Source organism: Synergistaceae bacterium (assembly GCA_031272035.1).
Classification (GTDB): Bacteria; Synergistota; Synergistia; order Synergistales; family Aminobacteriaceae; genus JAISSA01.
On sequence record JAISUO010000064.1, the window covers coordinates 1 to 13,002 of the forward strand.

Below are 13,002 nucleotides of genomic sequence, written 5' to 3' on the forward strand. Positions count from 1 at the left end.
ATTTGTTCCCAATGCGGTCACAAAATGGATTCAATGCCGTTGAATATTCGTCAATGGATATGTCCTTCCTGCGGTGCACAACATCAAAGAGATGTGAACGCAGCCAGAAATTTAGAAAAAATGGCCGTCAGTTCGACGGTGACAGCCTGTGGAGAGATGGCGCAACAAGGTCGCTCTGTGAAGCAGGAACTTAACGCTATACCTGCATAGGTTTGATAACTTATGAACAGGTATAGGTAAGTTTAAGAGAACGGCTAAACGCCCTGCTATAATTGGGAGTATGCTTCCTGAGGAGGGTTCCATAAATGAAAAAGTTTTTGACCTGTACACTGGCTTTGGCGTTGTGTCTGGCGGTCGTTCCGGCGGTGAGCGCCGCCTCTGACGATAACCTGACCGTTGGCGACCTGGCCCCCACCGGACTGTCGCTCGCCATAGCCGGTCAGCAGGTGAACCTGGGCGAAACGAAGGACGTTCAGGTCACCTTCAAGCCGGCGGTGGGCGTCACAATGCGCGAGGTGGTCTGGACCGTGGAAAACCCGGCCATCGCGGAGGTCACGGAGAGCCCGACAACGGACTCGACGGATGTATACCTGGTCAGGGGACTCAAGCGGGGGTCCACCACCATCACCGCCGTCTCCACGGCCAACCCCGACGCGAAGGACTCCCTGGAGATCACCGTGATCGGCGGAGAAAATCCCGAACTGCCCGACGAAAAGAGCGACGGCAGCGGTTGCAGCGCGGGCCTCAGCGCGGGCGCGCTGTTGCTGGTCGCGGTTCTGACCGCTGCGCGCAGACGCGGGTAAACGCGCCCAAAAACGGGCCGGTGAAGCGTGAGAGCGGCAGGAGACGACCTCTCCTCCGCTCTTTTTGAATTTCCTATTTGAATTTTCTATCGCCTGTGGAGCTGTTCACACCCAAAATTCCTTCACACCCCGAAGTCCTGCGAGCTGAAATTTGAATAATACCGCCCCGACGACGCGGTGAATTTCAGGACGCAGTAATCCGGGTCGGTGACGCCTTTCGGGTAATACATTTTGTCGCCCTCCCGCCAGATCATTTCCTTCGACGCGGCGTCCTCCAAAACTTCCATCGTGCCCTTCAGCATAACGCCGCGAAAAAATCTCCTGTCGAAAAAATAGATGCAGGCGTTGGGATTGGCGCGATATTGCGCCGCTCTCATCGACGAGGTGTTTGTTGTAAACCAGAAACATTTAATGCCCTCGCGCTTTCTGGGCGGCAACATGGCCTTTGTGTTGGGAAACCCGTCGCCGTCAATGGAACTGATCAAAGAAACACCCTGTTTGTCAATGAGGCTGCCTATCGTCTGTGCCGCGTCGCGCATCATGAAAATCACCTCCATGAGCAAAGTTATACGACGGTTGGAGGTGTTTGTAAACTACTCATTTTTTCGACAAATTTTCCCGTGCTGAATAAAATTTTCGAGTCACAGAGCATGAAAATTGTATGAAAGTTGCTATTAATGGTACGATAGTATATAATAATACTGATAATATTTTTTTATTTTAAGTTTTCATTGTTCATCGATACTGCTTTAAGCCGTTAATCCTTGAATTTATATCTGTTCATAAGGGGGAATTTCTTTGAAAAGGTGTTTTGCCGCCGCTTTTATTGTTGGAATCGTGATCGTGAGCGCGGCCTGCGCACTGGCTTCTTCAGGTTACGTTGCCAGCCGGAACCGCAGCCCGTTTCACCTTCAATCCTGCAGTTCGGCCCAGCGAATCAACCCGTCAAACGCCGTCTATTACCAATCCCGTGAGGAGGCCATAAACGCCGGCCACCGTCCCTGCAAGATATGCAAGCCCTGATCTGTTTGTGCTATGCTAAACTTTATATTCGTATTATCGCCGGATCGGCCGGGCCTTGCATGAAACGACAAAAGGTGGGACCGGAAACTCCGTCAAAATTCACTTTGAGTTTTCGGTTCCACCCTGCCATTTTCCTTCCAAATATTTTCCGAGTATTTTAACCTGCTCCTGTAAAGGATTTCAATTCTGCCAACAAAGGGCGAACTGAACGAAGGTTCCCGCTCCGACCCACAAAACGCTCTCGTCGATGTCGAATTTCGGATGATGATGGGGGAAAGAGCTTCCGTCGGTTCGGAACGAGGGATGGAAAAAGAACGTTCCCGGCACCTTTTCCATGAAGAACGCCATATCTTCCGCGCCCATGGTGGGCTCTTTGATGGGATGGACATGATCCTCGCCCAGAAGGGCCGCCGCGGCCTTCCGCAGTTTTTCCGTCATGGCCGGATCGTTGATGACGGGCGGCGGCGCGTAACGATACTCCACTTTCGCGGTTCCCCGCATGGCGTGGGCGACTTCCTCGCAGATCTGTTTGAACCGGTCCCGAAGGAACTGCCGGGTCTCCGGCGTGAGGGCGCGGAAGGTTCCCTCCATGACGGCGGTGGGAGGAATGACGTTGTTGGTGGTGCCGGCGTGAATCGACGCCACCGTGACCAGCGCCGGGTGCAGAGGGCTGGTCTCCCGACTGACGATCGTCTGAACCACCGAGTACACGTGACAGGCGATGGAAATGGGATCTACCGTTACATGAGGCGTCGCGCCGTGGCCACCTTTGCCCGTGAAGGTGACGGTGAACCAGTCCGACGAGGCCATCATTGGGCCGGAACAGTAACCGATCTCCCCCGCGACGGCCCCTTCCCAGAGCCCTCCCGTGTGCAGACCGAGAATGGCGTCCACCTTCGGGTTTTCGAGAACGCCGTCCTTGATCATGGCGGGAGCGCCGCGTCCGTCCTCCTCGGAGGGCTGGAAAATCAGCTTAATCGTCCCCTGCAGCTGGTCTCGGCTCTCCATGAGCATCGCGGCCGCCCCGAGAAGCATGGCCATGTGCGCGTCGTGCCCGCAGGCATGCATCCAGCCGTTCTTCGAAGCGAAGGACAGCCCCGTGTCCTCCTGCACCTTCAGAGCGTCCATGTCGGCGCGTATGCCCAGAACCTTACCCGGCTTCTTTCCCTCGATCAGCCCCACGACACCGTGGCCACCCACACCCTTTTGAATCTTTTCGACGCCCAGCTTCTCCAGTTCTCCCGCGATAAAAGCCTCCGTCCAGGGAAGCTCCAGGCTCAGTTCCGGATTGGAGTGCAACTGCCGTCTCCACTCCACCATTTCCGGATTCAGAGCCTTCGCCCGCTCCTTCACATCCATCGTTCCAACTCCCTCCTCTGCCGGCAACCGCCGTCTCTGTTGTGCGTTCCCTATCATATCATGAGCCTGCATTTCGAACCTCAGTTCAGAATTTTTCCCGCAGTAATCGGATGTTTCACGTACAGGTACTTTAAAGTAACCGCTTGTTTTTTTGAAGCTGCCGATTTATTTTAAGGTTATAATTTAAGAAAATTTCGATTCAACATAATATATTTCTGGGAGGTAAAGGCATGGCTTACGAGAATCTTGTGACGGAGCTTTCTGACGGGATTTTTACCATCACCCTGTCGCGTCCGAAGGCGCTGAACGCGTTGAACACCGCGACGCTGAAGGAGCTGGATCAGGCAATTTCCGAGGCGGAGACCAACGGCGACGTCCGCGTGGTGATCATCACGGGAGCCGGAGAAAAAGCCTTCGTGGCGGGCGCCGACATTGCGCAGATGAGCGAGCTTTCCACTCTCGCGGGCCGGGAGATGACCCTGCTGGGTCAGAAGGTTTTTGCTCACCTGGAAAACATCGACAAGCCGGTGATCGCGGCGGTCAACGGATATGCCCTTGGAGGCGGCAACGAGCTCGCCATGGCCTGCGACATTCGCGTCGCGGCGGAGAACGCGAAGTTCGGGCAGCCGGAGGTGAACCTGGGGATCATTCCCGGATTCGGCGGAACTCAGCGGCTGCCGCGTCTGGTGGGTCGAGGCATGGCCAAATACATGATCATGACCGGTGAAATGGTGAACGCGGAAGAAGCTCTGCGCATCGGGCTGGTGGACAAAGTCGTGCCTCAGGCGGAGCTGATTCAGAAGGCCGTGGAAATCGCCCGAACCATCATGAAGAAGGCCCCCGTAGCCATCCGCATGGCCAAACACGCCGTCAACCACGGGCTCGACGTGGATCTCGCCACGGGCGTGGCCTACGAAGCCGAGGCGTACACCACCACCTTCTCCACGGCCGACCGCGTCGAGGGGATGAAGGCTTTTCTGGCCAAACGCGAGGCCGCCTTCAGAGGCGAATAAAAAAGGAAGGGAGGAGAAAACATGCAGGAAGCAGTGATCATCAGCGGAGCGAGGACTCCGACGGGAAGTTTCGGCGGGGCGCTGTCCGGTTTCACGGCGGCGGAACTGGGGACGGCCGCGGCGGCAGCGGCGCTGAAACGCTCCTCGCTGGCCCCGGAGCAAATCGGCGAGGTGGTTTTCGGGGCGCATCTCCAGGCGGGGCTCAAGGCCAACGTCGCGCGTCAGGTCTCTCTGGGGTCCGGCATTCCCGATACCACGCCGGCCTGGACGCCGAACATCAACTGCGGAACCGGCCTGAAGGCGGTCGTTTCCGCGGCGCAGGACATCATACTGGGAGACCAGGAAATCGTTCTCGCCGGAGGGACGGAGTCCATGAGCCGCGTTCCCTATCTGATTCAGCAGCACCGCTTCGGCGCGAAAATGGGGAACGGCGAGCTGCTGGACAGCCTGATGTACGACGCGCTGATCGACCCCTTCATGAACTATCACATGGGCATCACCGCGGAAAACGTCGCGGCGAAATGCTCCATCACCCGTGAAATGCAGGACGAATTCGCGTACAGAAGCCACGTCAGAGCGACGGCGGCTCGGCGGGAGGGCCGGTTCGACGACGAAATGGTTCCTCTGGAGGTCAAAAGCCGCAAGGGCGTCACGGTCGTGGACAAAGACGAAACCATCCGGGAGGACGCCTCTCTGGAAAAACTGGCGGCCATGCGCCCCGCGTTTAAGGAGGGCGGAACGGTGACCGCCGGAAACGCCTCCGGCATCAACGACGGCGCGGCGGCGGTGGTGATGATGTCCCGGGAAAAGGCGAAGGCCCTCGGCTGCGCGCCCCGACTGACCTTCAGGGGCTACGTGGTGGTGGGAGTCCATCCCTCGATCATGGGGTACGCTCCGGTTCCGGCCATAGGGAAACTGATGGAGAAAACGGGCACAAAGCTGCAGGACATCGATCTCTTCGAGCTGAACGAGGCCTTCGCGGCCCAGGCCGTGGCCTGCGTAAAGGAACTGGGAATCGACCCCGAAAAGGTGAACGTCAACGGCGGCGCCATTGCACTGGGGCATCCCGTGGGCTGCACCGGAGCCCGCCTCACCGTCACCCTCATGCACGAAATGGAGCGAAGAAAGGCCCGACTGGGCGTGGTGAGCCTCTGTATCGGCGGAGGACAGGGTATCGCGGTTCTCTGGGAACGCGGATAAAAAACAGCGGATAAAAAATTATAAGGAGGATCTCCGAATGGCAATCAAAAAGATTTTCGTGGTCGGAGCGGGGCAGATGGGCTCAGGCATAGCCCAGACGGCGGCGCGGTCCGGTTTTGAGGTGGCCGTCTGCGACCAGAATGAAGGGCTGGCCAAAAAGGCGAAAGAGCGCATTTCATCGGCGTTCGACAAGCTGATTTCGAAGGAAAAAATGACCCGTCAGGACGCGGACGCGACTCTGGCGCGGCTTCAGACGGTGGGGTCCCTGGACGCGGCAAAGGACGCGGACCTGGTCATCGAGGCCATCTACGAGGACATGCAGGCAAAGTCGGAGATCTGGAAGACTTTGAGCAAAATCGCCTCTCCCTCCACCGTTTTCGCCAGCAACACGTCCTCCATTTCCATCACTCAGCTCGCCTCCGTGACGGACCGGCCGGCGAACTTTATCGGTATGCATTTCTTCAATCCGGTTCCGGTGATGAAGCTGCTGGAGATCACCCGGGGATACCTCACCTCGGACGAAACCCTGACCGTGGCGAAGGAAACGGGCGCGGCCATGGGCAAGGTTCCGGTGACGGCGCTGGACAAGCCGGGCTTCATCGTCAACAGAATTCTGGACCCCATGCTGAACGAGGCCATTTTCCTGCTGGAAGAGGGAGTCGGAACCGCGGAGGACATCGACAACGGCCTTATCTACGGCTGCAACCACCCCATGGGCCCCCTGGCTCTGACCGATCTTATCGGGCTGGACGTCCTTCTCGCCATCATGGAAGTGATGTACAACGAGTACGGCGACTCCAAATACCGTCCGGCCCCGCTTCTGAAGAAAATGGTGCGTGCCGGGAAACTCGGGCGGAAAACGGGTGAAGGCTTCTATAAATATTAAAAAATATTAAATTTCCATATTTAAATTTCCATATTGGAAAAACGGAGCGGAGTGACTCGCACAATGAAGAACAAGGCACAGTACATCGAAAGTCTTCGCAAACTGAAACCGGTTATCTACCACATGGGAAAGCGGGTGGAGAGCGTCCCCGATTACCCCCAGTTCATCCCTCACGTCAACAGCGTCGGACTGACCTACGATCTGGCGCTTTCTCCGGAAGGCGAGACGCTTCTGAGCGCCTGGTCCCCCTACATCAATCAAAAGATCAATCGTTTCACACACATTCACGAGAACCCGGAGGACCTGGTGAAAAAGGTGAAGGCCCTGCGCCTGCTCGGCCAGAAAACCGGAGCCTGCTTCCAGAGATGCGTGGGCTGGGACGCCCTGAATACCTCCTTCTCCACCACCTGGGAAATGGACAAAAAACTGGGGACGGAGTACCACCCACGGTTCAAAAAATTCCTGGAGTACGTCCAGAAGGAGGACCTGATGCTTTCCGGGTCCATGACCGACGTCAAGGGCGATCGCAGTCTGAAGCCCTCCCAGCAGGCGGACCCCGACCTGTTCGTCCACATCGTGGAGAAAAACGACAAAGGCATCCTGGTGAGAGGCGCCAAAGCCCACATGACGGGAATGGTCAACTCCCACGAGATGCTGGTGATGCCCACCATGTCCCTGACCGAGGAGGACAGGGACTACGCCGTGAGCTTCGCCATCCCCATCGACACGAAGGGCGTGGTTCACGTCTTCGGTCGTCAGACCAACGACTCCCGCCGCTTCGAGCCCGGCTCCATCGACAAGGGCAACGTCCCCTACGGCATGGTGGGAGGCGAGTGCCTGACCATGTTCAACGACGTGTTCGTCCCCTGGGAGCGCGTGTTCATGTGCGGCGAGGTGGAGTTCGCCGGGATGCTGGTGGAGCGATTCGCCACCTGGCACCGTCAGAACTACGGCGGCTGCAAGACCGGCGTGGCCGACGTCATCATCGGGGCCGCCGCCGCCCTCTCCCGGTACAACGGGGCCGAGAGCGCCTCCCACATCCGGGACAAGCTGGTGGAAATGACGTTCCTCACGGAGGACCTCTACTGCGCCTCCATCGCCTGTTCCACCGAAAGTTTCCCCACCCCGTCGGGGGTGTACCTGGCCAATCCCATGCTGGCCAACATCGTCAAGCAGAGCATCACCCGCAACATCTACGAAATCTGCCGCATCGCCCAGGACATCTCCGGTGGGCTGCTGGCCACGATGCCCTCGGAAGCGGACATCAACAACCCTGAAACCGGCCCGATGATCCTGAAATACCTGAAGGGGCGCGCAGACGTCCCCGCCGAGACCCGAATCCGCATGTTCCGCCTGATGGAAAACCTGACGGGCGGCACGGCTCTGGCGGAGTCCATGCACGGCGCGGGGTCGCCTCAGGCCCAGCGCATCATGATTTACCGCAACGCCAACCTGAAGCACAAGATCAAACTGGCGGAGTTTCTGTCCGGGGTTTCAGACGAAGAAGCCTGAAAAAAAACGTAACACGGAAAAGCGTAATAAGAAAAGGCGTGGCGCAGAATTCTCACAGAGGGATTTTTATGAAAAGTTTCGATTACTTCTGTTTTGATTGCTTCTGTTTCGAGAACTTTATTTCAAAATTTCGAAGGAGGTATTCTGAATGAGGAGTTGCAGGTCGATTGGAGCGTTATTGGCAGCAGTGCTGGTGTTGACGATGGGGGCCGCCGCGCTGGGGGCGGAAAGTGAAATCCGCCTGGGCGTCGTCGCCCCGGTCACCGGACAGATCGCCATCACGGGGCAGTACATGCGCAACGGCGTCGAGCTGGCCGTCAAAGAGTTCGCCCCGGATGGAGTGAGCGTGGGCGGGAAAAAACTGCCGGTGCGCATCATCGTGGAGGACAACGAGAACAAGCCCGAAACCACGGCCAATGCTTTCCGCAAGCTGATCGATCAGGACGAGGTCTGCGCCATCGTGGGCCCCGACGCGTCCACGGTTTCCCTGGCGGGAACCCCCATCGCTCAGGCCGCCGGAATCCCCGTCGTGACCACGTTCCCCACGAACCCAAGGGTCACGCAGGTGGGAGACTACATTTTCCGCGCCTGTTTCATCGACCCCTTCCAGGGCTACATCATGGCCAAGTACACCTGGGAAACCCTGGGTAAAAAGAAGGCCGCCATCCTTTACAACAACGGCAACGACTACTCCAAGGGGCTGACCGAGTTCTACACCGAATCCTTTGAGAAATTCGGCGGCAAAGTCGTGGCGGTGGAGGCCTACGGCGGCGGCGACATCCGGGACTTCAACGCCCAGCTCAACAACATCAAGGGCACGGACGCCGAAATTCTTTTCATGCCCAACTCCTTCCACGAGGCGGGGCTCGCCATGAATCAGGCCCGCAAGGCCGGAATCACCATCCCCTTCCTCGGCAGCGACACCTGGGACACGCCCGACATCGTACAGATCGCCTCCGGAGCTGAAGAGGGCAGCATTTACGACTGCGCCTTTTCCGCCGAGTCCACCGTCCCCGAGGCCGCGGCCTTCACGAAAGCCTATCAGGACGCCTACAAACAGCTCCCGAACTCCAACGCGGTGCTGGCCTACGAGGCCACGGCCATCATCCTCAAAGCCATCGAAAAGGCCGGTTCTCTGGATGGAGCGGCCATTCGCGACGCCATTCGTCAGACGGAGCTGAAACTGCCCTCCGGCGTGATCAAGTTCGACGAAAACCGCAATCCCACCAAAGGCGCCGTTCTTCTGCAGTTCACCGGCGGAGTCGCCCGCTATCTGACAACCGTCAACCCCTGAGGCTTGAACCGATTTTGCCGGGCATGGGCCGTTTATTCCCATGCCCGGATTTCTGCCGGAGGGAGGATTTCAGGTGGAAAATTTCATACAACTTTTGATCTTCGGAATTCAGCTTGGAGTCATCTACGCACTGATCGCCCTGGGATACACCATGGTCTACGGCATCATCAAGCTCATCAACTTCGTTCACGGTGACATCGTCATGATCGGCGCCTTTTCCGCCTTTTTCGTCGCGCAGTTTCCCGGGGTCGGCTTCATGACGGCCATGCTCACGGCCATGTTGGTGGGGGCCGTGGTGAGCGTCATCGTGGAGCTGACGGCCTACCGCCCCATGCGCAACAGGCCGCGGCTCTCGGTTCTGATCACGGCCATAGGCGTGTCCATCTTTCTGGAGAACCTCTGCCGGCAGCTTCCGGTTATTGGTCCGAATTACCGGCCTTTCCCCTCTCTGATTCCCTTCATGAACTTTCCGGTCTACGGAAAGGCGGTCATCACCAGCATACAGATCACCAACATCGTGGCTTCCGTGATTCTCCTGGCGCTTCTGATGTGTATCGTCCAGTACACGAAGCTGGGCCGGGCCATGCGGGCCGTGGCCTTCAACCGCGACGCCGCCGCGCTCATGGGAATCAACGTCAACAGGGTAATATCCATGACCTTCTTCATCGGCGCGGCTCTGGCCGGGGCGGGAGGAGTTCTTTACTCCCTCACCTACCCGATGATCGACGTTCTCATGGGGGTCTGGCTGGGAACAAAAGCTTTCATCGCCGCCGTCCTCGGGGGCATCGGCTCTCTTCCCGGCGCTCTTTTGGGCGGCCTGATCATGGGAATCGTCGAGGTTTTCGCCACAGCGATCTACTCGGAACTGGGGTACGGATCGGGATTCATCATTCTGATTCTGATTCTGCTCTTCAGGCCGGCGGGACTCTGCGGCAAAACCACGGTCGAAAAAGTGTAGGGAGCGAAAGACCATGCAAAGGTTGAAATCCTGCCTTCCGCTTTTCGGAGTCGTCGCGTTCTACCTTTTCGTGACCGGCCTGAGAAGCGGCGGCTACATCAAGGCTTATTACGTTCAGGTGCTGATGTTCGCCTTCATCAACGCCATGGTGACCATGGGACTGAACCTGGTGAACGGCGTTTCGGGGCAGTTTTCCATCGGGCAGGCGGGGTTCGTGGCCATCGGCGCGTACGCATCGGCCACGGTGACGACGCTGATGTTCAACTTTTCCGCGCTGCCGGAACTGGTCAAACCTTTCGTTTTCCTTTTCTCCATCCTCTGCGCCGGAGCGGCCGCCGGGGTTTTCGGGTACCTGACGGGCAAGCCCTCCCTCCGACTGAAGGGAGATTACCTGGCCATCGTCACCCTGGCCTTCGGGGAGGTCATCCGGGCGGTGATACGTCTCATCCCCCACGTGGGCGGGCCGAGAGGCTTTTCCGGAATCCCGCGTTACAGCAATCTTGCGTGGATTCTGACCTTTTTCACCCTGACGGTATGGGTGCTCCGGAACTATACGGGCTCCAGCTTCGGCCGCGCCTGCATTTCCTGCCGTGAGGACGAACTGGCGGCGGAAACCATGGGGATCGACACCACGCGTTACAAGGTGCAGGCCTTCATGATCGGAGCCATCATATCCGGCGTCGCCGGGGCCCTGCTGGCCCACGTGCTGGCTTACCTGCACCCGGATCAGTTCAGCTACCTGCGTTCCATCGACTTTCTCGTCTACCTGTACGCGGGAGGCGCGGGCACCATCACCGGATCCATTCTGGGAGCGGTGATTCTCACGATTCTGCCGGAGATGCTGCGTTTCCTTTCGGGATGGCGTCTCGTGATCTACGGTCTGGCCCTCGTTCTCATGATGCTTTACCGGCCCGGCGGCCTCAGCGGGGGAAAGGAACTGCCCTTCCTGACCCTGAAGGTCCGCTCCACCCTGAGGGGGGCTGAAAAATGACCGAACGCCATAACCCGACCCCGCTGCTGGAAGTGGAAAATCTGGGCATTCATTTCGGAGGGCTTCAGGCGGTCGCCGGTTTCGGCCTTCTCATGAACGAGGGCGACCTGAAGGGGATCATCGGACCCAACGGCGCCGGAAAAACGACGGTATTCAACATGCTGACCGGCATCTACGCCCCGTCGGAGGGGTCGATCAAAATTCGGGGCGAAAGCATCGCGGGGAAGAAAATCCACGAGGTCACTCACTGCGGGATCGCGCGGACGTTTCAGAACATTCGCCTTTTTCAGCAGCTCTCCGTTCTCGACAACCTGAAAATCGCCCGACACTCGTCGGTTCAATATTCCTTCTGGGCCTCTCTCTGTCACGGGCCCGAGGTCCGGGAAGAAGAACGCGCCATTGAGGAAGAGGGGCTGGCCCTGCTGGAGCGGCTGGGCATGAAAGACCTGGCTCGGGTTCGGGCGGGAGGTCTGCCCTACGGGATGCAGCGCAGGCTGGAAATCGCCAGGGCGCTGGCGACGAAACCGTCCCTTCTGCTTCTGGACGAGCCGGCGGCCGGCATGAACCCCCAGGAGGTGGACCATCTGGCGGAGACCATCCTGTGGGTCAAAAAGGAATTTCAGGTGACCATTCTCCTGATAGAGCACCACATGAAACTCGTCATGGAGATCTGCGACCACATCACGGTGATGAACTTCGGCAAAACCATCGCCGAAGGCCCCCCTGACAGGATCAAAACCGATCCGACGGTCATCGAGGCCTACCTGGGCAAGGGAGGGACCTTCTGAATGCTTCTCGACGTGCGGGATCTGAAGGTGTCTTACGGCGTTATCGAGGCGGTGAAGGGCGTTTCCTTCACGGTGGACCAGGGGGAGATCGTGACCCTCGTGGGGGCCAACGGCGCGGGCAAAACCAGCATTCTGCGTGCCGTGTCGGGACTTGCGGACGTGAGAGGCGGCAGCGTCGCCTACGACGGCAGAGACATCACGAAGGTTCCTCCCCACGACATCGTGGCCATGGGAATTTCTCACGTTCCCGAGGGAAGAATGGCGTTCCTGAACCTCACCGTAAAAGAAAATCTGCTTCTGGGGGCCTATACCCGCAACGACAAAAAGGGAATCCATTCCGATCTGGAAAGGGTTTACAGCCTTTTTCCCCGTCTTCGGGAGAGAAGCGGCCAGGTCACGGGAACGCTTTCCGGCGGAGAACAGCAGATGCTGGTGGTGGGAAGGGCCCTGATGAGCCGCTGCAGACTGCTCCTGCTGGACGAGCCCTCCATGGGACTGGCTCCGATTCTGGTGGAAGAAGTTTTCAATACGATTCTTGAGGTGAGAAAACAGGGGACGCCGATTCTGCTGGTGGAACAAAACGCGAACATGGCCCTCTCCATCGCCGATCGCGGCTACGTCCTCGAAACGGGAAAAATCGTTCTGGAGGGCAGGGCCTCCGACCTGGCGAAAATGGACGAGGTCCGCTCCGCTTACCTGGGCGGATGATTTTTCTGATGAAAGAGCGGAACAATCGATGCGCGTGATGTTTTGCGGGGCCTGCAATCCGGCAGTCGACATAAAGGCTCTGGCAAAGGGAATAAAACAGGAACTGGGAAGCGACCCCGAAGACGTGCTTCTCCTTCTCAACGCCTGCAGAACCTGCTGCCTGAGACCCGATCGATTCCCCGCAGACATGGAAATACCGAAAAAAGTGGTTTGCGTCGGGGGCGAATCCGTCAACGGACAGGCTGTTCCGGAAAGTGAGCTGGTTTTTGCGGTAACGCGCATTATTAAAGAGTTGATACAAAATGATCTTTTGATTTAGAATGAACTGAGAGTTGTTACACATCATCCAGGGAGGTAATGTGTTATGAGGAAGTTGTTACTGGCAGCAGCGGCGTTTGTGTGTGTGTTTGTATCGGGAGCGGCGTATGCGGCGTATCCGGAGCAGCCCATCACCCTCATTTGCCCCT

At 57.9% G+C, this 13,002-nt stretch carries 15 protein-coding genes; 13 read left to right on the top strand and 2 right to left on the bottom strand.

What is annotated here, in order from left to right; all coding sequences use genetic code 11:
• Window positions 1–210 (top strand): transposase (locus tag LBR61_07835; GenBank protein ID MDR1731990.1); only part of this gene is annotated, 210 nt, incomplete at its 5' end.
• 95 nt (window positions 211–305) lie between these two features.
• The gene (locus LBR61_07840; protein MDR1731991.1) at window positions 306–803 is read left to right on the top strand and encodes an Ig-like domain-containing protein; all 498 of its coding nucleotides are present in this window, start codon (window positions 306–308) and stop codon (window positions 801–803) included.
• 122 nt (window positions 804–925) lie between these two features.
• On the opposite strand, the gene LBR61_07845 is transcribed toward LBR61_07840, so the two are convergent.
• Window positions 926–1,345, bottom strand: a complete 420-nt coding sequence (locus LBR61_07845; GenBank protein ID MDR1731992.1) for a pyridoxamine 5'-phosphate oxidase family protein — start codon at window positions 1,343–1,345, stop codon at window positions 926–928.
• A 256-nt stretch (window positions 1,346–1,601) separates the two neighbouring features.
• Here LBR61_07845 and LBR61_07850 point away from each other — a divergent pair, with 256 nt between their 5' ends.
• On the top strand, window positions 1,602–1,826 hold the full coding sequence (locus LBR61_07850) for a hypothetical protein (GenBank protein MDR1731993.1): 225 nt from the start codon (window positions 1,602–1,604) through the stop codon (window positions 1,824–1,826).
• Between the two features lie 180 nt (window positions 1,827–2,006).
• Here LBR61_07850 and LBR61_07855 read toward each other — a convergent pair whose 3' ends face one another.
• The gene (locus LBR61_07855) at window positions 2,007–3,185 is read right to left on the bottom strand and encodes an amidohydrolase (GenBank protein MDR1731994.1); all 1,179 of its coding nucleotides are present in this window, start codon (window positions 3,183–3,185) and stop codon (window positions 2,007–2,009) included.
• Window positions 3,186–3,415: 230 nt separating this feature from the next.
• On the opposite strand from LBR61_07855, the gene LBR61_07860 reads away from it, so the two are divergent.
• The 10 genes from LBR61_07860 to LBR61_07905 all read left to right on the top strand — a co-directional run bounded on the left by LBR61_07860 (window position 3,416) and on the right by LBR61_07905 (window position 12,854).
• Entirely contained in the window at window positions 3,416–4,198 is a 783-nt protein-coding gene (locus tag LBR61_07860; protein MDR1731995.1) for an enoyl-CoA hydratase/isomerase family protein, read from the top strand.
• 21 nt (window positions 4,199–4,219) lie between these two features.
• On the top strand, window positions 4,220–5,398 hold the full coding sequence (locus LBR61_07865) for a thiolase family protein (protein ID MDR1731996.1): 1,179 nt from the start codon (window positions 4,220–4,222) through the stop codon (window positions 5,396–5,398).
• 37 nt (window positions 5,399–5,435) lie between these two features.
• A complete protein-coding gene (locus tag LBR61_07870; GenBank protein MDR1731997.1) occupies window positions 5,436–6,284 on the top strand; it encodes an NAD(P)-binding domain-containing protein in 849 nt (282 codons plus the stop codon).
• A gap of 63 nt (window positions 6,285–6,347) precedes the next feature.
• Window positions 6,348–7,796 (top strand): 4-hydroxyphenylacetate 3-hydroxylase family protein, encoded by a 1,449-nt coding sequence (locus tag LBR61_07875; GenBank protein MDR1731998.1) that lies wholly within the window; start codon window positions 6,348–6,350, stop codon window positions 7,794–7,796.
• A 148-nt stretch (window positions 7,797–7,944) separates the two neighbouring features.
• Window positions 7,945–9,090 (top strand): ABC transporter substrate-binding protein, encoded by a 1,146-nt coding sequence (locus tag LBR61_07880; GenBank protein ID MDR1731999.1) that lies wholly within the window; start codon window positions 7,945–7,947, stop codon window positions 9,088–9,090.
• Window positions 9,091–9,163: 73 nt separating this feature from the next.
• Complete coding sequence (locus LBR61_07885) at window positions 9,164–10,048, top strand: branched-chain amino acid ABC transporter permease (GenBank protein ID MDR1732000.1); 885 nt, start codon at window positions 9,164–9,166, stop codon at window positions 10,046–10,048.
• A gap of 13 nt (window positions 10,049–10,061) precedes the next feature.
• Window positions 10,062–11,039 carry a branched-chain amino acid ABC transporter permease gene (locus tag LBR61_07890; protein ID MDR1732001.1) on the top strand — a complete coding sequence of 326 codons (978 nt, stop codon included), beginning with the start codon at window positions 10,062–10,064 and terminating at the stop codon, window positions 11,037–11,039.
• Window positions 11,036–11,827, top strand: coding sequence for an ABC transporter ATP-binding protein (locus tag LBR61_07895; GenBank protein ID MDR1732002.1), 792 nt, complete (start codon window positions 11,036–11,038; stop codon window positions 11,825–11,827). Before LBR61_07890 ends, LBR61_07895 begins: the two co-directional genes overlap by 4 nt.
• On the top strand, window positions 11,828–12,535 hold the full coding sequence (locus LBR61_07900; GenBank protein MDR1732003.1) for an ABC transporter ATP-binding protein: 708 nt from the start codon (window positions 11,828–11,830) through the stop codon (window positions 12,533–12,535). It abuts the gene before it with no gap.
• A gap of 28 nt (window positions 12,536–12,563) precedes the next feature.
• Window positions 12,564–12,854 carry a hypothetical protein gene (locus tag LBR61_07905; GenBank protein MDR1732004.1) on the top strand — a complete coding sequence of 97 codons (291 nt, stop codon included), beginning with the start codon at window positions 12,564–12,566 and terminating at the stop codon, window positions 12,852–12,854.
• Window positions 12,855–13,002: the final 148 nt, after the last annotated feature.